15 protein-coding genes are annotated in these 22,961 nt (G+C 52.7%); 11 read left to right on the top strand and 4 right to left on the bottom strand.

Going from position 1 to position 22,961, the window contains the following annotated elements:
* The first annotated feature begins 501 nt into the window (after positions 1-501).
* The 8 genes from MHI42_RS18110 to MHI42_RS18075 all read left to right on the top strand — a co-directional run bounded on the left by MHI42_RS18110 (position 502) and on the right by MHI42_RS18075 (position 10,740).
* Positions 502-1,491 (top strand): ABC transporter permease subunit, encoded by a 990-nt coding sequence (locus tag MHI42_RS18110; protein ID WP_039309713.1) that lies wholly within the window; start codon positions 502-504, stop codon positions 1,489-1,491.
* 18 nt (positions 1,492-1,509) lie between these two features.
* Positions 1,510-2,400, top strand: coding sequence for a carbohydrate ABC transporter permease (locus tag MHI42_RS18105; protein WP_039309712.1), 891 nt, complete (start codon positions 1,510-1,512; stop codon positions 2,398-2,400).
* A gap of 100 nt (positions 2,401-2,500) precedes the next feature.
* Entirely contained in the window at positions 2,501-4,198 is a 1,698-nt protein-coding gene (locus MHI42_RS18100; RefSeq protein WP_342424663.1) for an extracellular solute-binding protein, read from the top strand.
* Positions 4,199-4,297: 99 nt separating this feature from the next.
* Entirely contained in the window at positions 4,298-6,190 is a 1,893-nt protein-coding gene (locus tag MHI42_RS18095; protein ID WP_042133126.1) for a sensor histidine kinase, read from the top strand.
* A 2-nt stretch (positions 6,191-6,192) separates the two neighbouring features.
* The gene (locus MHI42_RS18090) at positions 6,193-7,776 is read left to right on the top strand and encodes a response regulator (RefSeq protein WP_342424662.1); all 1,584 of its coding nucleotides are present in this window, start codon (positions 6,193-6,195) and stop codon (positions 7,774-7,776) included.
* A 39-nt stretch (positions 7,777-7,815) separates the two neighbouring features.
* Positions 7,816-8,619 (top strand): AAC(3) family N-acetyltransferase, encoded by an 804-nt coding sequence (locus tag MHI42_RS18085; RefSeq protein ID WP_342424661.1) that lies wholly within the window; start codon positions 7,816-7,818, stop codon positions 8,617-8,619.
* Positions 8,620-8,687: 68 nt separating this feature from the next.
* Positions 8,688-9,326, top strand: coding sequence for a histidine phosphatase family protein (locus tag MHI42_RS18080; RefSeq protein ID WP_342424660.1), 639 nt, complete (start codon positions 8,688-8,690; stop codon positions 9,324-9,326).
* A gap of 271 nt (positions 9,327-9,597) precedes the next feature.
* Positions 9,598-10,740, top strand: coding sequence for an IS4 family transposase (locus MHI42_RS18075; protein ID WP_342423522.1), 1,143 nt, complete (start codon positions 9,598-9,600; stop codon positions 10,738-10,740).
* 290 nt (positions 10,741-11,030) lie between these two features.
* Here the strand turns inward: MHI42_RS18075 and MHI42_RS18070 are convergent, their stop codons facing one another.
* Together MHI42_RS18070 and MHI42_RS18065 are read right to left on the bottom strand one after the other, a co-directional pair.
* Positions 11,031-12,302: an MFS transporter gene (locus tag MHI42_RS18070; protein ID WP_342424659.1), complete on the bottom strand. Its 1,272-nt coding sequence runs from the start codon at positions 12,300-12,302 to the stop codon at positions 11,031-11,033.
* Between the two features lie 5 nt (positions 12,303-12,307).
* Entirely contained in the window at positions 12,308-13,213 is a 906-nt protein-coding gene (locus tag MHI42_RS18065) for a winged helix-turn-helix domain-containing protein (protein WP_342424658.1), read from the bottom strand.
* Positions 13,214-13,506: 293 nt separating this feature from the next.
* Here MHI42_RS18065 and MHI42_RS18060 point away from each other — a divergent pair, with 293 nt between their 5' ends.
* Positions 13,507-14,043, top strand: a complete 537-nt coding sequence (locus MHI42_RS18060) for a sigma-70 family RNA polymerase sigma factor (RefSeq protein ID WP_171720411.1) — start codon at positions 13,507-13,509, stop codon at positions 14,041-14,043.
* Complete coding sequence (locus MHI42_RS18055) at positions 14,030-15,187, top strand: DUF4179 domain-containing protein (protein WP_342424657.1); 1,158 nt, start codon at positions 14,030-14,032, stop codon at positions 15,185-15,187. Before MHI42_RS18060 ends, MHI42_RS18055 begins: the two co-directional genes overlap by 14 nt.
* A gap of 83 nt (positions 15,188-15,270) precedes the next feature.
* Here the strand turns inward: MHI42_RS18055 and MHI42_RS18050 are convergent, their stop codons facing one another.
* On the bottom strand, positions 15,271-20,370 hold the full coding sequence (locus MHI42_RS18050; protein ID WP_342424656.1) for an S-layer homology domain-containing protein: 5,100 nt from the start codon (positions 20,368-20,370) through the stop codon (positions 15,271-15,273).
* Positions 20,371-20,677: 307 nt separating this feature from the next.
* Positions 20,678-21,955, bottom strand: coding sequence for a serine--tRNA ligase (serS, locus tag MHI42_RS18045; RefSeq protein ID WP_342424655.1), 1,278 nt, complete (start codon positions 21,953-21,955; stop codon positions 20,678-20,680).
* A gap of 407 nt (positions 21,956-22,362) precedes the next feature.
* On the opposite strand from serS, the gene ssuE reads away from it, so the two are divergent.
* Positions 22,363-22,917: an NADPH-dependent FMN reductase gene (ssuE, locus tag MHI42_RS18040; protein WP_076248839.1), complete on the top strand. Its 555-nt coding sequence runs from the start codon at positions 22,363-22,365 to the stop codon at positions 22,915-22,917.
* The last annotated feature ends 44 nt before the right edge of the window (positions 22,918-22,961 follow it).

Raw genomic sequence — 22,961 nt, 5'->3', positions numbered from 1 at the left:
ATGGAGGAATGAGGAGCAGAAGTGCCCCTGAATCCGCCAGAAGTAGGCGATATGGAGGAATGAGGGGCAGAAGTGCCCCTGAATCCGCCAGAAGCAGGCAATAGGGTGAAATGAGGAGCAGAAGTGCCTCTAAATCCGCCAGAAGTGGGCGAAATGTTGAAATGAGGAGCAAAAGGAAGTGCCCCTGAATCCGCCGAACGTGGGCGGCATGAGCAGCCCCGAGGGATATGCAGCTTTGAATTTGTCCCAAACGGGCAGAGTAGCACTTACCCATGCAAGCGCGGAAGGGGATTGGAGCGGGAGGAGACAATAGGCTTCCGGAAGTTCTGCGCTTCCGGCAGCCTATCTCCGATGGCGGTTGAGTTTTTGAGCCAAGCCGAAAAATGAGCCCCCAAATACGAAATCTGGGACCTTACGCCCAAATACTAAAACGCATACAATAAATACATAGAGATGAAAACGCTTCACACATTAAAGTTGGGGATTTTGGAGGTCCATACGATGGAGAACAAACAAAGCACCAAACCAAATCCGGTAATGGGGCCGCTCATTCCGGCGTCAATCGAAACCGGTTCAGTTCGCAAAAATACGCTCTGGAGGAAATTTGTAGCCCAGCGTCATCTGCAGACCATGGCACTGCTTGGTGTAGTGTGGATGATCATATTCAACTACATCCCGATCTACGGCTTGATTATTTCCTTTAAGGAATATAATATCGTCAAGTCGATCGCCGAAGCCCCTTGGGTGGGCCTGGAGCATTTCAGGGAACTGTTTGCAGATGAGGATCTGCCGAATGTTATCCGCAACACGCTGGGGATCAGCTTGATCAAGCTGCTTATCGGGTTCCCGCTGCCGATCATATTCGCCCTGTTCCTCAATGAGGTCCGTTCCATCAGATTCAAGAAGACGATTCAGACGATCTCCTATCTGCCGCATTTCCTCTCCTGGGTTGTGCTTGGCGGCATTCTGGCCACCTGGCTCGCGGATATAGGGATTATCAATAATATTCTGCTTGCCCTCAATCTGATTGACAAGCCGATCACTTACCTGGCTGAACCAAGTTACTTCTGGACGATAATCATCACCTCCGACATTTGGAAGGAGCTTGGCTGGTCAGCGATTATCTACCTCGCGGCGATTGCCGGCGTGTCTCCGGAAATGTATGAGGCAGCAACGATTGACGGCGCAGGACGTTTCCAGAAAATGTGGTTTGTTACTCTGCCGGCCATCCGGGCCACGATCAGCATCCTGTTCGTTCTGGCAGTCAGCGGTGTACTGAACTCGAACTTCGACCAGATTCTGGTGCTGCGGAATTCGCTTAACGACAGCACTTCCAATGTAATTGATTACTATATCTATCAGACAGGTATTGTCTCCAACCGCTTCTCCTATTCTGCGGCGGTCACCCTGGTCAAAGCGGTCATTGCACTGATTCTGCTGCTGATTGCCAATCAGGTATCCAAAAAAATCAACGACACGTCGCTGTTCTAGGACAAGGAGGACCTATATATGTTTGCTCTTAAACGTAAAACCAAAGGCGAAGCGATTTTCGATATCGTCAATAATCTGGTTATGCTCTGCGTCTGCTTCCTGACGCTGTATCCGATCTGGTATGTGCTCGTCAACGCTTTCAATGACGGCAATGACGCCATGCTGGGCGGAATCTACTGGTGGCCGCGGATGTTCACACTGAAGAACTTCGATGCAGTATTTGCAAGTCCGGGGATTATGCTGGCGATGGGGGTTACCGTACTCAAGACAGTCCTTGGTGTGGCTCTGCATGTATTCTTTACAGCGATGGTAGCTTATGCCTTGTCCCGCAAGGATCTGGTTGGCGGCAAGCTCTACATTCTGATCGGCACCATTACATTGTTCTTTAACGGCGGCCTGATCCCAACCTTCCTGCTGATGCGTGATCTGCATTTACTGGATAACTTTATGGTCTTTATCATTCCTGTCATGTTCAGCTTCTTCGATCTTATTATCTTCATGACCTTCTTCCGGGAGATCCCAGATGGTCTGGAAGAAGCGGCGCGGATTGACGGAGCCAATGACTGGTCCATCTTACTGCGGATCGTGCTTCCGGTCTCCATGCCGGTTATTGCCACCATCGCGCTGTTCCACGGCGTGTATCAATGGAATGATTATTTTGCCGGCATCATCTATGTGAACAATGTGGACCTGCAGCCGATTCAGACCTATCTGTTCCGGGTCGTGGCCCAGTCCAGCTCCAATACGATGATGGTTGCTGTCCAGGGCAGCGCGGCCACAAGGTCGGTAACCTCACAGTCCATCAAGCTGGCAACCATGGTTGTCACAACGCTGCCAATCGTGTTCGTCTATCCGTTCCTGCAGCGCTATTTCGTTAAAGGCATGATGATCGGCTCCATCAAAGGCTGAGCATCTGCGAACCACAGGGTAACTCCTCCGGAGCCCATTGTCTTGCGGGCAGCGGGGTTGAGCTTATAATTACTATTTTCTAGAAAAGGGGTAAACAAGCATGGGCATGAAACATAAGCCAAAGAAAATGGTCCTGCTGCTCTTGGGACTAATGCTGACATTCTCTGCAGCGGGTTGTTCAAGCAATAATAATGCCGCAAACGGAAATACAGCAACGGAGAAGCCGGCTGAAGCTACAGAGGCACCGGCAACCAATGCAACAGAAACGACAGCTCCGGCAGCAACAGGCGATGAGCCAGGCTGGATGAGCGACACTTCACCAATCACCTTCGACTGGTATCTGAACTTTGCCTGGTTTGCCAATAAATGGGGCGTAGATCCAACTTCGCAATATGTTTCGAAGAAGACCGGCGTTAACGTTAACTTTATCGTGCCTGCAGGGAATGAGAATGAGAAGCTGAACACGCTGATTGCTTCCGGCAAGCTGCCTGACTTCATCACCCTCGGCTACTGGGAAGATGCCATCAAAAAAATGGTAGAAGGCGAATTGGTGCTTCCGCTGAACAAGCTGGCTGATGAATACGACCCGTACTTCTACAAAGTTTCCGATAAAGATAAGCTTGGCTGGTACACTCAGCCGGACGGCAATGTATACGGCTATCCTAACTCTTCCTCTTCTCCTGCCGACTATGAAAAATATGGCGATACCTATGTATCGAACCAGACGTTCGCAGTCCGCAAGGATATTTATGAAGCCATCGGCAGTCCGGATATGCGTACCCCTGAAGGCTTCCTCGCTGCGCTGAAGACTGCACAGGAAAAATTCCCTGAAGTGAACGGCCAGCCGCTGATTCCGCTGGGTCTGCATGAGTTCACTGAGAACGGCAACGACTCGCTGGAAGGCTACATTCAGAACTTCCTGGCGATTCCTTGGGAAAAAGACGGCAAGGTATATGACCGTGAAACCGATCCTGAATATGTACGCTGGATGAAAACACTCCGCCAGGCTAACCAGGACGGATTGCTGGCAAAAGATATCTTCATTGACAAACGGGCACAAATGGAAGAAAAGATCGTACAGGGACGCTACTTCGCAATGCTGTATCAACGTACAGACTTTGCTTCCCAGCAAGGAACTATTTTCCAGAAGAATCCTGATATGGTCTACATTGCTGTAGATGGACCAGCCAACGCCAAACTGGATCAGCCTACACTGAATGGCCCTGGGATCTCCGGCTGGACCGTTACCCTGATCTCCAAGGATGTTAAGGATAAAGCACGCGCCATTAAATTCCTCAGCTACCTGAACAGTGAAGAAGGCCAAAAGGATCTTTTCCTGGGCGAAAAAGGGGTCAGCTATGATACAATTGAGGGCAAGGATCAATTCCTCCCTGAAGCCCTTAAGCTGATGAACTCGGACCGTGCAGCCTTTGATAAGCAATACGGCTCTTCGTTCACCTTCTGGATGATGCAAAATACGAATATTACTGACCAATGGGCACCAAAATCCGTTGAGCCGTTCAAACAACTGGAAGACTGGACCCGCGGGAAATCTATTAATACTTCGGAATTCCAGCTGATTGATCCTAGCGGTAACTCGCCGGAAGGCATCATCGCGACTAAGCTGAAACAGCTGCGCGGCAAAACCATGCCGAAGCTGCTGATGGCTGAATCCGATGCGGAATTCGATAAGATCTGGTCTGAATATCTCACTAAAAAAGAGAAGGAAGGTCAAGCGACCTTCGATGCATACCGCCAGACTAAATATGATGAGAACAAGAAAAAACTCGGAATGTAGTCTCCAATATAAGACCCAATTGCCCGCTAACCGCGGGCTTTTGGGTTATTTTCTAGTAATGGGATCTACAAGGCTCCAGCCATTAACGGAGAGGTGAATATGCGCAAACGAACAGGAGCATTATGGAATTCCTTCCGTTATTGGCTCGGACGGAGATCACTGCAAAGCCGGCTGGTTGTGGCTTATATCTTTATTATTCTGGGACCCAGTCTGCTGGTGTCCTTCTATTCGTACAAGGCCATTAACAATACGTATATGCAGGATGCGATCGAGAAAAACGACTATCTGCTGCAGATGGAGAAGCTGCATGTACTCAATCAGATTGAGGCGATGGAGCGGGCGCTCCAGATGGCGTATAGTGATAAAATCACCCGGGAGTATCTGATCAGCGAAAGTGATCCTACACTCGGAGAGCTGATTGATTACAACACAACCAGCTTCATGAACCTCAGCCAGATCCAGTTCAATAATCCGAATATTGAGCATTTGTACCTGTATTCCAGCAGTAAAAATGTATATGAGATGTGGCCGGTTATTTTCCGTGAGTCCCGGGTCTCCATGGAGCCCTGGTTTCAGAAGGCATTGGAGCTGGAAGGATTGCGGAATCTGTGGTCCTTTCAGAACTCGGATATCGACCTGATGAAGCGCTTCTCGGGGGAAACAGAGCAGGGGCAACCGAAGGTATCGGTGCTGCGGGAGATCAGCATTCCGGCAGGCAATCACATCGGGATGGTTCAGGTAGATATGCTGCTGAGTAAATTCACACCCAAGACGTATACCTCGGTGCAGGATAATGAATCCCAGATGATTCTTGCGGATGATGAGCTGAACCTGTTCACCAGGACAGACAACTCTTTTCTGGAGAATAATAAGGGGCTGACTGCGGCAATTAAAGACCGGCTGGCAGAGTTCGGGAAGACCGGTAAATGGGTGATGGATTATAAGGAGAACGGGAATTCCTTCATGCTGATTCAGGCGCCGCTGGAGCAGATCAATGCTTCTCTGGTTACTGTGGTCTCGATGAAAGGTGTGATGATGGATATTTCGCGTACCCGTAATCTGATTATCGGGGTTAATATCGGCTTCATCTTCCTGGTCACTGCCATTGCTTACGTGCTGAATGCATTCATCCTGAAGAATCTCCGCCGGCTGACCGAAACGATGAAAAGAGTCCGCCGGGGAGAGCCATATGGAAGTATCCGCGTCAGCGGAGGCGGCGAGGTCGGCGAGCTTGCCCATCATTTCTCCAAGCTGATGAACACAATTAATACGCTGGTGGCTCAGGCTGTCCATAAACAGGCGCTGTCGAAGGAAGCTGAGCTGCGGACGCTGCATAATCAGATTGATGCCCACTTCCTCTACAATACACTGGAGAATATCAAAATGCTGGCGGAGATTGAGAATCAGCGGACGATCTCGGATGCGCTTACCCGGCTTGGCGGCATGATGCGCTATAATTTCAAATGGACGGGTGAATACGTGAAGCTGAAAGACGAGATCCGCCATATCCAGAACTATATAGAGGTTATGAATATAAGATTCGAGCATACCATTAGGCTGGAGCTTAATATTGACAGCGCTTATCTGGAAGTGGAGGTGCTCAAAATGTCGCTGCAGCCGATTGTTGAGAACAGTGTGAAGCATGCCTGGAATGCGGACGGGATAGAGCTCACGGACCGTGTTGTGCGGATCGATATTACGGAGGCCGAGGGGGATATCTTCATCTCGCTGCGCGATAATGGCCTCGGGCTGACACCGCAGCAGCTGACCCAGCTGCATGAGGCGATTTATGCCAAGGAGGAACCGGGGGCTGACCCTTCGGGAACCAGCAGCGGCGGGTATAAGTCGGGAGGCGTCGGACTGCGCAATGTGCATCAGCGTCTGCAGCTGTTCTACGGTGAAGCCTACGGGCTGGAAGTGCAGAGTGAAGCAGGGAAATGGACAACTGTGTTCATGTCACTGCCCAAAGTTCTATTGACGGGGGATAACTAGCTATGACCAATCTGCTGATCGTGGATGATGAAAAAATGATCCGTCAAGGTCTGAAGGCGATGATCGAACGGGAATATCCGTCTGTCTACAGCATCACTATGGCGGGCAACGGTGCGGAAGCGCTGGAGCTGTACAAGCAGGAGCGGAAGGATGTCATTATTACGGATATCCGGATGCCGATTATGGACGGGATCACGCTGCTGGAACGGTTGTCGGTGGAAGCAGGCAAGGAGGAGCCGCCTGCTGTCATTATCTTAAGCGGCCATGATGATTTCGAATATGCCAAAAGCGCGATCCGCTACCGCGTGAAGGATTATCTGCTGAAGCCGATCCGCCGCGAGGAGCTGTTCGAGATTCTCGAACGGATCGGCAAGGAGGGAATGGACCGCCAGTCGAGCAGCCTGCGGCAGAAGCAGGAGGCGGAAGGCTACCGCCGCGAGCTGCGGGTTGCCCGCCTGCGGGGGCTTTTGATGCAGCGGGAGACAGAAGCATCGGCGGCACAGCTGGAGGAGCTGTCAACGCTGCTGATTCCTTTTACAGTAGGCGTGGTCAATTATTATCACCGGGACGGCGCGCGGATGAATCACGGAGAGGTCCAGGGCGTGCTGGAGCGGCTGATCGGACCGCTGGAGCATAAATTCACGGAGATTCTGACCGATTGGGACGGGAAGCTTGTACTTGTGGGGAATGTGGAGAGCTTCCTGGAGCTGGCCGGTAAGGCTGATGCCAAAGAACTTAAGAGGCTGCTCATCGGTATCAGCAGTGAGAGCCGGAGTCCGGAGCAGTTCCGTGCCTGTTACATGGAGGCGTACCGGGCGCTGCAGTATACTTTTTTGTCCCCGCAGGCCAGCTTTGTCGACTATAAGGATATCCGCGCCGGCCGCCTGAGCTTCCCTTCCCCGGAGGAGGAGCTGCGCAAGCTGCTTAATATGCTGGGAACCGAGCGGGAGAAGGAGATTAAGACGCTGCTTGGTGTTATTTTTCAGACGGACCATTTGCTGCATCTGGATTTGGATTACCTGGAGAATGTAGGGCGGAGTATTAATGAACGGGTGCTGGATGAAGTGTTCCGTGTGCATGGAGAGGCTTCGGTGGAAGTGCTGAAGCTGTACCGCGCGGTCGGCAACTTGTATAATTTCAGCAATTTCCATGACTATTACCGGGCACTGGAGCATTTGCTCCTTAGCGTGAACGATTATATTATAGGTATAAGATCTGCGCATACCGAGCATGCGGATATGGAAGAAGCGCTTGCGTATATCGAAGCGAATTATGCCCGTCCGCTGAATATGGCGATGGTCAGCAATTATGTCTCGCTCAATTATTCATATTTCAGTGAAGCCTTCAAGGCGTACACCGGGGAGAGCTTTGTGCTATATCTCAAAAAAGTCCGCATCCGCCACGCCAAGGAGCTGCTGGCTGATCATTCCGTCAAGCTGGCCGGGGTCTCTGAGGCTGTAGGTTTTGAGAACAGCAAGCAATTCGCGCGTGTCTTTAAGGAGCTGGAGGGTATCTCTCCCGGTGAATACCGGGCGAAGCAGCTGATGGAGCGTTATTCGGGGCAGACGGAGGATAAGGAATTTTAAGATATGAACAACGGACGGCTAGAGGCTGGAGGCAATGGAATGGAAGAAGTACAAGGAACACTGATTACCGTAGATACACTTGCTGCCGACTTCCGTAAGCTGGGCGTGCATGAAGGAATGACCCTGCTGCTGCATTCTTCCTTTAAATCACTGGGACAGTGGGTGGCCGGTGGTCCGGTTGCCGTTATCCTGGCGCTGGAGAAGGTGCTGAGTGAAGAAGGGACGCTCGTTATGCCTACGCAATCCTCGGATCTGACCGATCCGTCAGGCTGGAGCAAACCGCCGGTGCCGGAGGCCTGGTGGCCCGGCATCCGGGAGCATATGCCTGCATATGACCCGGATTTGACCCCGCTTAGAGGGATGGGCGTGATTCCCGACTGCTTCCGCAGGCAGCAGGGCGTGCGGCGCAGCAGCCATCCGATCGACTCTTTTGCCGCTTGGGGGAAGCACCGGGATGTCATTATCGACGGGCATAGCCTGGAGTACGCCTTCGGTGAGCAGTCTCCGCTAGCCCGGATCTATGAGCTGGGAGGAAGCGTGCTGCTGCTTGGCGTAGACAATCTTAATAATACCTCACTGCATCTGGCGGAATACCGGGCAGACTATGCCGGGAAACAGGAAGTCATGGCTGCAGCGCCGATGATGGTGGACGGAGTCAGACGATGGATGGAATTCAGTGATTACAACTGGAACTCGGATGATTTCACGGAGCTGGGCGTGGACTTTGGCCGGGAGACCGGGCTTATTGCCAGCGGCCTGGTGGCCGCATCGGCGGCAAAGCTGATTCCCCAGCGGGAGATTGTAGATTATGCGGTGAAGTGGCTGGAACGCAAGCGTACGTAAGAGGTGCAGAGGCGTAATTGATTATGGATAGAGCAAGAGAGCTATCGTCTTGAGGGGAGCAGAGTTTCATGACTACAACAACGGTGTACATTACCCGGCACGGGCAGACCGAATGGAATGTGCAGAAGCGGATGCAGGGCCATCAGGATTCAGAGCTTACGCCGCTGGGCGTCCAGCAGGCAGAATGGCTAAGCAGGAGCATGGAGCAGGTGGAGCTGGACGCGGTGTACGCGAGCTCTAGTCCCCGGGCGCTGCGGACGGCGGAGATTATCATGGGAGAGCGGGACTTGCCGCTTACGGCCTGCGATGAATTCAAGGAGATCGGCATGGGAGTCTGGGAAGGCCGTGATACCGCAGAGCTGCAGCTTCAGTATCCGGAGCAGCATCAGTTCTTCTGGGGCGACCCGGAGCAGTTCAGTGTAGAGGGCAGTGAGACCTTTGCAGCGGTGCAGGAGCGTGCGCTGGGCAAGCTGCGGGAGATCGCAGATCTCCACGCAGGCGGTGCGGTGCTCATTGTGACGCATACGGTTGTGATTAAGGTGCTTATGGCTTATTTCGAGAGCAGAGCCATGAACAAGCTCTGGGATCTGCCCTACATCTATCCTACCTGTCTGTGCAGAATTGATATCACGGACGGTGTGCCTGAGATTGTGCTTCACGGCGATACCAGTCATTATGAGACCAGTGAGGGCGGGATGGAATCCTGATTCTGCAGCACGAACTTCTTAAGAGAAACAGGGCGATGTGCATGACGGCATCGCCCTGTTTGACGTGTTGTGCCGGCCGCTTCCTGCGGTTTCGCAGGTGAAGCAGCAGCTGCTTGCGCTGCGCTGCGCTGCGCTGCCTGTGGCTCCGTCCAGACCGATGAATTGCTGTACAAATTACAGGCGTGTTGATTTCCCAAAAAAAGGGACGAAAAAGGCCGCCATTTCGGGTAATGGTAAGTACGACCAAACCAAACCGAAATGAGGCGACCTCATGAACAAGAATAACCCATTCTTAGCTGTATTTAAACAAGTTTTAACCCAAGAAGAAGTAGCCGAACTAACCGGGCAAGAGAAAGACTATACGGACACTGCAACTAAATTCACGGTGTATACCATGCTGCACTATCTCGCCCAAGCCAGTTATCTGAAATGGGACGGTTTTCGTGAGTGTGCAAGGCTAGCTCCAACCCATGATTTAGTTCCTGTTCACTACTCAACCCTCTCGAAAAAAGCCGGCGAGGTTCCCTATGAGATCTTTAAACGAGTCTTTCGACTCCTGGTGAAAAAATGTAATCGCGAAACCCGGCGTCACCTGAATCTTCCCAAAGATTTATTACTAATCGACTCTACGACGATCACGGCATCCAACCATCAACTGTCCTTTGCGAAATACAAAAAGCACAGAGGGGGCCTCAAAATGCACACGGCCTTCTCCTATGCTCAGCAGTCTCCCCTTCAGGTGGAAGAAACGATCGCCAGACGCCACGACGCTCCGTTAGGCGAAGTATTGGCAAATCCAGACTATATTATAGTACAGGACCGGGCCTATGGGAAAATCGGGAGATTGGATCATTATGTGTCCATAGGCCAGTCCTTTGTGATTCGGCTTAAAGACAATCTACACTTAGTCGAACCGGAAATACACACCTGCCAACTCCAAGGAGATCCCAAGATTGTACGAGATATCATCTGCAATATCGGCCAAGGAAAGTGCCGTTCTGCGGAGCGTCAACGTGTGGTTGAATTCAAAAATGACCGTAACCAAGTGGTCCGAGTGGTCACCGATTTAAGAGAAGAGTCCCCGGAAGTCATTGCCGAAATCTACAAAGCCCGTTGGCAAATTGAAGTCTTTTTCCGCTGGATCAAGCAGCATCTCAATGTACCTAAATTGTTTGGAAAAACAAAGAATTCGGTCTACAATCAGTTGTTTGCGGCGTTCATGGTCTATGTTCTTTTAAAGTGGTTGTTTGACGTAATGAAAGACAAAGTCCCTTGCTTCGTAAAGCTTACTTTCTTGGAATTTATGCAGTTCCTGCAGAACCAGAATCTTCCGGTCGAGTGGCAGGTTCAGTTTGATTTGCTCCGGAGAAATACTGGAGATTTCTGTGAATTAATCAATCCAGTATCTGGGTAATCAACACGCCTGTACAAATTACAACAATTTGTTTCTGGTGGGCAGAGAATCTGCAATAATCTTGCAGAAAGTGCAACAATCTAGCTCTGACCAGCACGAAATCGGCAAAAATCCTGCAAAAAGTACAACAATGCGCCCCGGAAGGCTCCTTCTGTGCGAAAATTCTGCAGAAAGTACAACATTTTACTTCTAGTCCACACGAAATTAAAGTGCCCGCCCGCCGGGAGTCCAAATATCTCACGCAGTTTCGACCGCAGCCTAGCGCATAATAATAAAAAGCAGAGTTCAGTCTATACAGTTATATTACCCGTTAGAGTGACTTCACTCTTCGGACGCGTGCTCTGTTCCAGCACGGATAAGTCCCCGTCCAGCGCCTTCAGTCCCGGCAAGCGCAGCGCCACTCCTGCATACAGGGCAGGAAGAATTCCTGCGGCCAGCAAAAGAGCAGGCACCCCATAGAGCTCAGCGACCGCTCCTCCTGCCAGGGCACCGAGCGGTGACAGGCTCCCGCCAATCAGGAACCGGACCGAGTTCACCCGCCCCTGCAAATGGCCGGGAACCAGCCGTCCATGCAGGGAGGAGCTTAAGGAACCGAAGAAAGGTCCCAGCAGTCCGGAGGCGAATACCGCAAATAGGGCAAAGAAATAGCTGGGGATGAACCCCCACACCATAGTGACGATACCCGATAAGCCCAGGCTGCCGAGCATCACGATGCGCCGCTTCGTGATCTCGCCCATCAGGGAGATCACGCCCAGCCCGGCTAAGTATCCGAGCGCAGAGGCCGTGGACAGCGAGCCCACCGCTGCTGCATCCCGGTGCAGCACCTCGCGGACATAAGGGACCATCATGGTCCATACGGCAATGGAGCTCAGATTGCTGACGGCGGCCATCATCATAATCGTCAGCATGGCGGGGAACTGCCGGTAGAATGAGAAGCCTTCGGCTACCTCCCGCAGATAGAGGGCTGTCGAGAAGCTGCCGGCGGGGGCTGCTGCCGGCTTACCCATGCGGGGCAAGAGCAGCAGAGTGGCTATCGCTGCCGTATAACAAACGGCATTGATGCCGAGTGCCGGCAAGGCCCCGCTGGCTGCGGTCAACACGCCGGCGAGGGCCGGGCCGAGAAGTGCGGCGGCACCCTTGCAGCCGTCGATGATGGCGAAGGCGCGCATCAGCTTGCTGGTGCTTGCGATGCCGGGAATCACGGCCATTGCGGTTGGCATGAACAAGGCGGAGCAGGCTCCACTGAGACTGGCGGCAGCGAACAAATGCCACAGCTGCAGGTGGCCGGTGAGCCCCATGCCCAGCGGCAGCAGGAGGGCCAGCAGACGCAGCGACGCGAGGCAGGCCATGAACCGGACGCGGGGCAGCCGGTCGGATAAGGGTGAGCCGAGCAGGCGGAGCGCCTGCTCAGGAATCATAGAGCTGAGGGCAAGTGCACCCATAGCCAGCTTGGAGCCAGTCAGCTCATAGACAAGCCATTCCATTGCCAGCAGTCCAAAGGCATCGCCGAAGGCACTCAAGGAAATCGTGGATAATAACCCGTAATAGCTGCGTTTCTGCATAGAACTCACCCCTCCAGGTATTCCCCGATTCGTCCGGGCAGGCCGTTCAGCGCCTCAAGGCGCAGGCTGTAGGACGTGTTTTTGCTGGTAGTATGAACAATGACCAGACCCGCCGCCCGCAGTGCGATGAGATGGTAGTGGATCGTGCTTTTGGACAGGCCGACCTCCTTCACAATCTCAGTGAAATTCAGCTGCCTGCCGGTCAGCAGGCGGAGAATGTAGAGCCGCGTCTCATCCGACAGCGCCCGGGTAAGCCGCAGCAGAGCCGGTGCGGGCCGCCCATCTTCCGGAGGAAGAATATCACAAGAGTAGCTGGTGAACATAAATTCATCAAAGAGTGTGGAGGTTACGAGAGGCCGGGCATGATATTGCGGTGTAATAATGACCTGCTTCAGGGTTTCTGAAGGGTATAGCCGCATGCCTGCTGTGGCCGTCTCGTACACCTCCATATCATTCGTTCCGTTCAGCAGCGCCGCCCTTGCCGCAGCCTCCTGCTGCAGCCCTTCCATAATGGCCGGATCAATGCTGCTGAAATACCCCGTATCCCAAGCTCTGATGACTTCAGCGGCAGAGCTTCGCAGCTCGGCCAGGTTGGAGGGGACAGTCTGCCCGAAGCGGCCGGCAATCTCATACAGCTCACCCGGGGAGAGGGCTTCGAACCAGCCCAGGAACTTCTTGACCGTGCGCTCTTCCGGGCAGCTCCATATGTAAGGAGACAGACTGAAGTTATCGGTGAGCTTCATTACTTCTTTCATTTTCTGGAGCATAACGGGGGCGAACCGGGTCTGCACCTCGCGAATCCAGGAGATTCCAGCGTCCATAGCATTGTGGTTCTGCTTCCCGATAAAAGCATTTAAGCTGGAGATGCACTCATAGATTGGCGCGAAATCGACTGTTACCTTGTAATCCATAGGGGGTACCTGCTTTCTGGAGAAGTGATATTACGGCAGCGCTATAATGAACAAATGATAACTATTTTCGATTTAGTTCTATAAATATAGAACATAATATTAGTTTTATAATAAACGAACATATTTGCGTTTGCAAGGGCTGACTTCACGAGTCTCCAGGATTTTTTAGAGCGCGTGTCACAAAATCAGGATTTTGACAGTTATACAGGCATAGAGGAGGGGGAGCTGTGGATGAAACGGAAATCTGCCGGACGAATAGAGATGCAGAACAGGAGCAGGCGGCAGATCTGACCATGGAGCAAAGGGTTGAGAAGGTTCAGCTGGGAGATATACAGGCCTTCACTTGGATCATCAGACATTTTCAGCGGCCGATCTACCTGTACTGCTATTACCTGCTGGGTAACCGGGAAGAGGCGGAGGATGCGGCTCAGGAGATTTTTATCAGAGCCTTGGAGCGGGTGGGGCAGTACTCGGCAAAGGTCTCTTTCTCGGCCTGGCTGTACACCATTGCACGCAACCATTGCCTGGACCGGATTAAACAGAGGAATAAAGGCTTCAGGCTGCTCTCCATCTACAGGAGCCATCAGCAGCAGGCGGAGTGCGCTGAAGGTTCACGATATACGGAGGTTGTTCATGAACTGCTGGAGAAGCTGAGTATGGAGGAACGGCAAATTCTGCTGCTGAGGGCACTGGAGGAGCATAGCTTTGAGGAAATCGGAACGATTATGGACTTGAAGCCCGGGGCGGTCCGCAAAAAATATGAGCGGCTGCGCAAAAAACTCGGACGCCGTCAAAACAGTGGAGGGATGATCGCTCATGAACCACGCTAACTGGGAGGAAGAAGAATTGGAGCGGATCGGACGGATGGTCCGTGATACACCGGTCCAGATAGATCTGGAAGAACGCATAATGAACCGGTACAAGGACGGGCAGCAGCGGGGAACGAGGACAGAACCAGTCGGACTAAGCAGAAGACGAGGCAGTGTACTTCGAAGGGGTACAGGCATAGTGGCTGCGGTGCTGCTGCTGTTTCTGCTGATCACGGGGACAGAGTTTATCTCTCCGACGCTGGCCGCGTCCATTAAGCAGATTCCGGGGATGGAGTCGATCTTCAGGCTGGCCGGGGATCTGGGGCTGCGGAATGCGGATCAGCAGGGGCTGGCGGCAGTACAGAAACCTGAGCTGAGCGATACCCATGACGGACTAACGCTTATTGTACCTGAAGTGCTGTACGATGGAATTCGCGTATCACTGGGGATCGGGCGCCAAACGGATGTATTGGAGTTCCGGCAGGGGGATGTTAGTGATCTCATGACAGATATTAAGCTGTCGATCAACGGTGAGGATATTAATACCTATGGTCCGCTTGGCAGCAGCGGCGGCGGTTCGTTTGGCCCGTTCTTGCTTCGCGGGAAGGATGCGGATTCAAGGATCATTCAATTCACGGATTTGCAGAATCAGGGGGGGCGGGCGTTCCCGGATGATTTTGAGCTTACGCTTACCATAGATGTACAGGGGATCCAGGAGCCTTTTGTAATTAAGCTGCCGGTGCAAAAGAAGACCTATCACAGCATCATTGCGGAGCCGTTAATCCGCCAGAGCTCCGGTATGATTTTCACACTCGATACTGTTGAGCTTACTCCGATTACAACGAGGATCACCACCCGGCTTGAGCGGCCTGCAGGTCAGCCTGTCGATCATAAGGATTTCTTGGGCTATGACCTTGTGGATGATCAGGGCCATGTATTGCGGGAGATCAACGGGTCTACCGGCTGGAATGCCACAGGAGGCAATGTGCTGATCGCTGCTGCTCTATTCGAACCGCTCCAGTATAAGACGGATCATATTACGGTAAAGCCCTTCCGGATATTGTCCATAGACACAGAGGGGAACCAGGAGAAGGAGTATATCCCTGAATTTGAGGTGGAGGTGCAGGTACCGGTATCAGTGCCGGTGCCATCGCTTGTGAAGTAATCATACCCGTATAGAAAAAGGCGGCACCTGCAGCGCATTATGCGCCGCGGGTACCGCCTTTCAATGTATAACTTTGAGCCTGGTCAGTTAATGAATTGAAGTGACTTCAAGGTCTTCTCCAGCATCGTAGCGGCTTCCGCACGGGTAGCCAGCTTCGCCGGAGCGAACGCGCCGTCAGGTGTCCCCTGAATGATGCCTTCGGCAGCTATTTCTGCTACTGCTGCTCTGGACCAGTCCGGGATGCCTGCAGCATCACTGAATTTAGCCAGCACTGCCGGATCGGCAGTCAGGGTTTTGCCGGTGTACTTGATGGCTTTGGACAGGACCGCAGCCATTTCCTGGCGGCTAATCGGATTGCCCGGCTTGAAGCTGCCATCTGTATATCCGGTAATCAGACCTGCTGCGGCTGCTGTCTGTACGGCATCAGCATACCATGCGCCTGTGCTGACATCACTGAAGGTGGTTCCTCCGCTTGCGGATGCGAGTCCGAGAGAGCGGGTAATCAGTGCCGCGAATTCTGCCCGCGTGATAGACAGCGAAGGCGAGAAGGCGGTACTGCTGGTGCCGGTAATAATCAGCTTGGAAGCCAGCAGCTCAATGGATGATTGCGCCCAGTGCCCTGTAGTATCACCGAAGGTCTTGGTGGACTTCACAACCGTATAGTAGCTGTTGCTGTTGCGTTTGATCGTCACTTCAGTATTTCCGCCTGAGATGCCGGCGAAGATTGAAGGTACGAAGGACAGCTTGCCGGTAGCCGGGTCATAGGATACGGCTGTTGCCCCTTGAGAACTCAACGTTCCCGTCGCAGTAATAGTCCGCTTCACGTAGGTGCTGCCGAAGCTGTTCAGCGGCACGCTTGTATTGCCGGCCTCAGCGGTAACCGAGAATTCAATGACCGGTGCGGCCAGAGTGACGGAGCCAGCCTGTGCTGCGATAGCCTTATTCAGACTGTCGAGTGTGGCGGTAGCCGCCTGGAGCAGAGAGACTGTAACCGTAAAGTCACTGGTACCGAGCTGGGCAGCCAGTGCCGTTCCGTTAATAAGGCTCAGCGGCAGCGAATAGGATGCTCCGCCGGTAGAGGTGAAAGTCAGCACTGTATTTGGTTTCGCAGCAGCCTGCTGAACCAGCACACTGCCCGGCAGTACAACTTGAGCACCGCCTGCTGAAGCCGTAAGCGGGATGATCAGCTCACTGGTGCCGGCAGGCAGGGCTGCTAGCTGCGCAGTCAGGTCAGCTGCGGTAATCGTTGTTACCTGCGGCGGCACTGCTGCTGTGGCAGTAGCTGTTGGACTAGGTGATGGTGTTGCAGTTGGTACCGTTGTTCCCGGACCTCCACCTGAACCTGAAGTCGGTGCCGGTGTTGGTGTAGGAGTCGGTGCCGCACCTTTCAGGTCTGTGATGCGTCCTTCAATGCTGGAAGTCACCGGATTATGGCTCTTCAGGTAGGATAACAGGACTTCAAAGTCTGGTAGACCCAGCTCATAATACCGTCCGTCTGCTTTGGCTGAAGCCAGCGCACGGTAGAAGTCGCCCCCTCCTGCCATGAAGGAGTTCGTGGACAGGATGTAGTAGGCTGCCGGATCAACAGGCAAGTAGGAACCGTCCGCCTGCTTGATATCAACGGAAACAATTCTTTCGCCAGCCTGAGTTACTTTGTTGGTTAATGAATCTACAATCTCCGGCTTTTTGGTCGAATCATAGGTGTATCGCATACCGGAGACGTGTGCGAACCGGCCCTGGTCGGAGCTGATTCCGCTGACCGCATTCTCCAGTGAGGAGATGATTTCAGCACCGGTTACTTTAAGTGCGGCAAGGCCGTTACCGAAAGGCAGGGTGGTCAGCACTTCGCCCATTGTAATGTCACCAACATTGATGGCCTCACGTATGCCGCCGCCGTTCTGGATAGCAACAACACCCTTGATGGAGGCGCGATCGCTGGCCGAAACGAAGCTCGGCAGGAGTTCTGTGACTTTCTCCGCGATGCTGTCGGCAATCATATTCCCGATGGGTGTTTCTTCACTGCGTACAACACGTGTCGATTTGCCATTGATCATGCGGTAAGTGTAGAGATCGACATTGGTGTAGCCTACAACCGTACTCCGGACAGTTGCCAATTCGGCATCGATTGGAGCAAGAAGTGCGCTGGCCGCAGCATCTGGGCCAAATAGGTTGACGTCCAGCAATTTGCCTTTGTAGGCCTTGATTTCACCATCCTTGTCAAAGGTTACGTCGAGCTCACCGAGGAACTGGCTGTACTCACCGGTCTGCACAATCAGTACATTCTTGCCGGTGCCTACATTGACGATTGGTGTTGGAGGATTATCCACCTTCGTATGCGAGTGTCCGCCGACGATGATATCAATACCCGGAACGGCCTTGGCCAGTTCCTGATCAACGGTGTAACCCAGATGGGTAACCGCGATAATCTTGTTGATCCCTTGCGCCTCCAGGGCCTCAACTGTCTTCTTTGCACTTTCTATATGATTCTTGAAAATGATCTTATCACCTGGCGAAGATAATCCGACCGTGTCCTCGGTAGTCAGGCCGAAGATACCAATCTTTTCGCCGTAGACATCCTTGATGACCGATGGATAGATGTTTCCGTCCTTGGCTGTACTCTTGGCCTCATCGGTTTCAAGTATTCCGGTCATCTCATGATAGAGATCCGCAAGCTCACTGTTATTCGTGGTGAAGTCGATATTGGAGCTGGCAAACGGGAACTGGGCGGCCGTTACGAAATTCTTCAGCACTTCCGGTTGTTCCTTGTTCATATCGAATTCATGGTTACCGAAGGTCATTACATCATAGCCGATGTTATTCATGAACTTGATATCTGCCTGGCCCTTGAACTGATTGAAATATAAGGTTCCGGAGAAGACGTCACCTGCATCCAGCAGTACAGTATTGCCTGTCCGTTCGCTGCTGGTAGCTGAAGTGCGTTTCGCCACATTCTCTAAATGACCGTGAGTATCATTGGTATGCAGTACCCGCAGATTGAAATCCTCCGTAGCGAAGTCAATTTGTGCGAGCAGCGGATCATGGTCACTGATCCGGATATCGGCCGGGAAGTCAGTGCCTGGAGGATAATCTCCCGGATCAGCAAAGTCCGAGTTGATATGCACGATGTCGAGTGTGGTGTCCGACGCCAGTCTATTGTTGACGAGGATATGATCCAGCGTCTGAGAATTGCCTTGGAATACGTAAGAGTAACGTTCGTTCAGCGGCAGGGTATTTACGAGATTCGTAAGCGCGCTGCCTTTGAGAATATTCAGCGTATTGGAGAACTGGAAGTCATTCAAATCGCCGAGTACGACGACATTGGCATCCGCATTCTCTTGGAGCACATCCTCAACAAAACCGTTGACGACCTTGGCAATCTTGGCCCGCTGGACTTCCGTTGTGAAGACCGGAGGCTGAACGGAGCCGAAGAGGTAATTGTCGCTGCTCTTGGAATTGAAATGGTTGGCGATCACGATCACATCGTTGCCTTCGAAAGTAAACTCGGCAGCCAGCGGCTTACGTGAGTCAATGAAGGCTTCGTTCGTCGGATCGATGCGTCCGGGATTCACACTAAGACCAGAGGCTGAACTGTAGGTGACGGATTCAGTGGCAGTTCCTTTTGATTTTTCGCTATCCTTCAGTGCAACACGGTTCGTATTGTACAGGAAGCCTGAACGGATATTGCCTTCCGGAACGCCGCCGTCCTGATTGTTAACCGGAGCGATGTCGGTGTAGGCATAAGCGGATGTACCGCCATCGATCGCTTCAATGGCAGAGATCAGTGCTTCGAAGCTCTCATTAGCCTCGGTAACACCAGTGCCCGTGCCGTTATTATCCTGGACCTCGGTCAGGCCGATAATGTCCGGCGTTTTGAGATTGTTCACGATATCTTTGGCTACATTTTCGATCTTCTTGGGATCGTTAAGTTTAGAGAAGTTCTCAATATTAAAGGAAGCGATGTTCAGCTTGCCTTCTGCATTTGAAGAGAGAGAAGTCACTTCTCTTTGCAGTTTGCTGGGTGAGACATCCGGCAATGTGCCCGTTTCTGTGGAAATCAGGAATTTGCCGAAATCATAGTTCAAAATACCGGTAATGTTGCTTGTGAACTGCTGGCCTGTGGTCAGCACCGGTGCAGATTTCACGGAGAGGATCAGGCGCTGGGGATTGAAGTCAGCACCAGTCAGCACCAAGCCGCCCGCAGCAGAAGTGACTTCAGTCGTGTTGGCTGTTCCGTTAACTGTAACCACAGGGATTTCGAACGTGCTGCTGGAAGCATAATAGACAGCAGGGCCCACAGTGGTTGGTTTGGTAAGCTCCAGACGCATACCTTCCAGACTTTCGTAGAAGTCGATGGCATCCGTGTCAGGTTCAAATTTGACAAACTTATCATCATCGATAACCGTAGTCGGTACCACACGTCCGCCAGTACCCAGAAGGGTTGCTGCCGGAAGCGGATTGCCGATGCTGAGAACCGTAGTTTTGCTGGCGGCGATTTCCGTAGTCGTCAATTGTCCAGGGAAGCCGTCCTCCTTGACAGTTCCGTCTACGGTTATAGCATCACCAACTTTAACGGCACTGCTACCGCCTTTTTGGTAGATGAGAATGGCTTCAGAAGTTTTGATATCAGTATCTATATCAGCGGTTGCGGATTGGATATAGAAATTGTTCGCATCCTTGATGTAAGTGACAATACCTTTGACGTTGGTAACCAGGCTGTCAAGGTATGGAGATGTATGCGAAGCACCTTGAATCTGGCTGATCTTCAGATTGTCCAGTACAGCTGAAACCGTGTATTTAAAAGTAGCTGTTGGACCTTTCTCCAAATCGGGTAATAAAGAATAAGCTTTTATGGTAAGGGTGGTATAGTTTGAACCGACAACAATAGGGGATTCATACCATACGTTTTCTGCTTCTGCAGTAGGGCTGTCATTAGTGTACACGCTGTAATACACGCTTGCTGTTACCGAAGTGCTTAAGGTAATGGTGGAACCTATGCCTACTTTGGAACTTGAGGCGGGGGATGCCGTGACTGAGGGGGCTTGGGTGATGCCGACATCAAACGGTACTGCTTCTGCTGAAGCCGTGCTGACCCCGGATGAGAATCCCGGGAATATCCCGGTCAAGAGCAATGCAACCGCAAGGAATAGACTAAGCGGCCTCCTGCATTGTGAAGAAATTTTCATGTAAGTATACCTCCCCATAAAATATCATTTCCACTTAAATATAATAGAGATAATAGGTTTCCAAAGCAATTTTTCGTCAAAATTTGTTAATAGTGCATAAATTAATAGGAAGAATTCCTAAAATATTTTAATATTTAAGGAAAATTATGAGGAATACAGCTGAATTTCCTGAAAACTATGTAAACTCAATGTTAATGCAATGTAAAGTATGAAAGATAATAGAAACGGCCCCGCTGCCCATTGAAGGACGGCGAGGCCGTAAATGATACCGTCCTTATGAGGACGGCAAAGCCGTTTCTACTTGTTTCTATAACATCAGCTTATCTGCACCGCCCATATAAGGCCGCAGTGCCAGCGGAATATAGACCGATCCATCTTCCTGCTGATGATTCTCCAGCAACGGAATCAGAATGCGCGGCGTAGCTATCGCCGTGTTGTTCAGGGTATGGCAGTACTGCAGCCGCCCGTCTTCATCGCGGTAGCGGATACCTGAGCGGCGGGCCTGGAAGTCGAGCAGATTCGAGGCCGAATGGGTCTCGCCGAAGGCTTCCCTGCTGGGCATCCAGGTCTCGATGTCATATTGCTTATGTGTCTTCATCGCCATGTCGCCGCTGCACACGGCCACTACCCGGTAAGGCAGCTCCAGCAGCTGGAGAATATGCTCGGCATTGCCGAGAATCTCCTGCAGCATCTGCTCCGACTCTCCGGGATCGTTCCGGCACATCACCACCTGTTCGATCTTCGAGAACTGGTGCACACGGTACAGCCCGCGTACATCGCGGCCTGCTGAACCTACCTCGCGGCGGAAGCAGGCCGACATTCCGGCGAGCCGCAGCGGCGTTTCAAGATCGAGAATCTCATCGCTGTACAGCGAGACCAGCGACACCTCCGAGGTGCCGGCCAGCCAGCGCTTTTCTCCCGTCAGCTCATAGGTCTGATCCATGCCGCCGGGGAAGAACCCGGTCCGCTCCAGCGCTTCCGGCCGGACGATTACCGGCACATCCATCACGGTGAAGCCGCGCTGCATCAGCACATCCAGCGCCAGCCGCTGTACGGCCAGATGCAGGAGCAGTCCGGCCCCCTTCAGCACATAGCTGCGGGGTCCGCCGGCTTTGACCCCGCGTGGGATGTCGAGGATGTCGTGCAGCTCTCCGAGCTCGACATGGTCCCGCGCGCTGAAGCCGAACACCGGCGGCGCGCCATGCCACCGCAGCTCCACATTCGCGCTGTCATCCGGCCCGATCGGCGTATCGGCCGATATGGGGTTCGGCGCGAGCAGCAACAGCTCGCCGCAGCGGCGCTCCGCCTCCAACAACTCCGCCTCCAGCGTGGTCAGCTGGGCGTTGATCTCCCGCACCTGCTCCTTCGCCTGTTCGCCGCCTGCAGCGTCGCCCTGGCGCAGCAGCCGCTCAACCTCTTTGGTCAGCGCGTTCCGGTCCGCCCGGTGCTGCTCTGTTTCCCGGCGGGCTACCCGCCGCCGGTCATCCCATTCCAGCAGTTCCGCAAGCGGGAACGCTATCTTTTTCCACTCCGCCGTCTTCCGTACAATGTCCTCATTCTCCCTGATCCAGTTCATGTCCAGCATGCCGCATCCGCTCCTTTTGTGTTAAAAAAATGCAAAAAACGCCCTCATCCATGGGACGAGGAGCGTCAGCTCGCGGTGCCACCCAGGTTGACCTAATTCCGTTTAAATAGCTGTAAAGCGCGGAATAAGGCCCTCTTTGGTCTTCGCGGTAACGGGCGAAACCCGGTAAACTTAGGGAACAGGAGAACTGCTCCGGTCGCAGACGCCTCGCGGTTGGATGCCGGTCATTGGCCTGGTCGGGATATAGGTTTGCCGTTTATTATAACCAGAGAAGGGCCGGGTTGCAAGCACATTTGAGGTTTGACAATATTCCCTGTACTCTGCTAGGATTATTACTAATTTAAAGTATTTGTGTCCGGCACAGCAGCCCGGCATATCTTATAAAAGCGGACGGAAGAGGTGCGGAAGTGGCCAAAATAGTGGTAATTAACGGTACGCCATCCCTAGTATCCCGAATCAATGCGGTGATCGAATATGCGGAGGGGGATCTGCGGGAACGCGGGTTTGAAGTGGAACGGATTAATGTAGCGGAGCTTCCAGCGGAGGATCTGATTCATACCAGGTTTGAGAGCGAAGCCATCGTCAAAGCGAATGGCCTGGTGGCTGAAGCGGATGCGGTGATCGTCGTCAGTCCGGTGTACAAAGCTTCCTATACGGGAGTGCTGAAGACCTTCCTGGACCTGGTTCCGCAAAAAGGGCTGGCCGGCAAAATTGTGCTGCCGCTCTTCATGGGCGGTAGTCTGGCCCATCTGCTCGCGATCGACTATGCGCTGAAGCCGGTGCTGTCTGTGCTGGGCGCCCGGCATATTCTTGGCGGAGTCTACGCGGTAGACTCACAGGCTGTGCGCAACGACCAGGGTGTCGTTGAGCTGGCCGAGGAGCTGAAGCTGCGGCTGAACAGCGTGCTGGAGGAGCTGGCGGATGAGACAGCGCATAAGGCGGCACGTAAGTCGGGAGAGTAGGCGTAAGATATCACCCTGCTGAGGAACATAAAAGGGCACTAAAC

It is taken from the genome of Paenibacillus sp. FSL E2-0178, from assembly GCF_038593005.1.
Classification (GTDB): domain Bacteria; phylum Bacillota; class Bacilli; order Paenibacillales; family Paenibacillaceae; genus Paenibacillus_AQ; species Paenibacillus_AQ phytohabitans.
This window is presented reverse-complemented; position numbering and strand designations above follow the sequence as displayed.

Bases quoted from the DNA above. Each gene is read 5' to 3' on its own strand.
- MHI42_RS18110 (WP_039309713.1), top strand. From the start codon at position 502: ATGGAGAACAAACAAAGCACCAAACCAAATCCGGTAATGGGGCCGCTC.
- MHI42_RS18105 (WP_039309712.1), top strand. From the start codon at position 1,510: ATGTTTGCTCTTAAACGTAAAACCAAAGGCGAAGCGATTTTCGATATC.
- MHI42_RS18100 (WP_342424663.1), top strand. From the start codon at position 2,501: ATGGGCATGAAACATAAGCCAAAGAAAATGGTCCTGCTGCTCTTGGGA.
- MHI42_RS18095 (WP_042133126.1), top strand. From the start codon at position 4,298: ATGCGCAAACGAACAGGAGCATTATGGAATTCCTTCCGTTATTGGCTC.
- MHI42_RS18090 (WP_342424662.1), top strand. From the start codon at position 6,193: ATGACCAATCTGCTGATCGTGGATGATGAAAAAATGATCCGTCAAGGT.
- MHI42_RS18085 (WP_342424661.1), top strand. From the start codon at position 7,816: ATGGAAGAAGTACAAGGAACACTGATTACCGTAGATACACTTGCTGCC.
- MHI42_RS18080 (WP_342424660.1), top strand. From the start codon at position 8,688: ATGACTACAACAACGGTGTACATTACCCGGCACGGGCAGACCGAATGG.
- MHI42_RS18075 (WP_342423522.1), top strand. From the start codon at position 9,598: ATGAACAAGAATAACCCATTCTTAGCTGTATTTAAACAAGTTTTAACC.
- MHI42_RS18070 (WP_342424659.1), bottom strand. From the start codon at position 12,302: ATGCAGAAACGCAGCTATTACGGGTTATTATCCACGATTTCCTTGAGT.
- MHI42_RS18065 (WP_342424658.1), bottom strand. From the start codon at position 13,213: ATGGATTACAAGGTAACAGTCGATTTCGCGCCAATCTATGAGTGCATC.
- MHI42_RS18060 (WP_171720411.1), top strand. From the start codon at position 13,507: ATGGAGCAAAGGGTTGAGAAGGTTCAGCTGGGAGATATACAGGCCTTC.
- MHI42_RS18055 (WP_342424657.1), top strand. From the start codon at position 14,030: ATGAACCACGCTAACTGGGAGGAAGAAGAATTGGAGCGGATCGGACGG.
- MHI42_RS18050 (WP_342424656.1), bottom strand. From the start codon at position 20,370: ATGAAAATTTCTTCACAATGCAGGAGGCCGCTTAGTCTATTCCTTGCG.
- serS (WP_342424655.1), bottom strand. From the start codon at position 21,955: ATGCTGGACATGAACTGGATCAGGGAGAATGAGGACATTGTACGGAAG.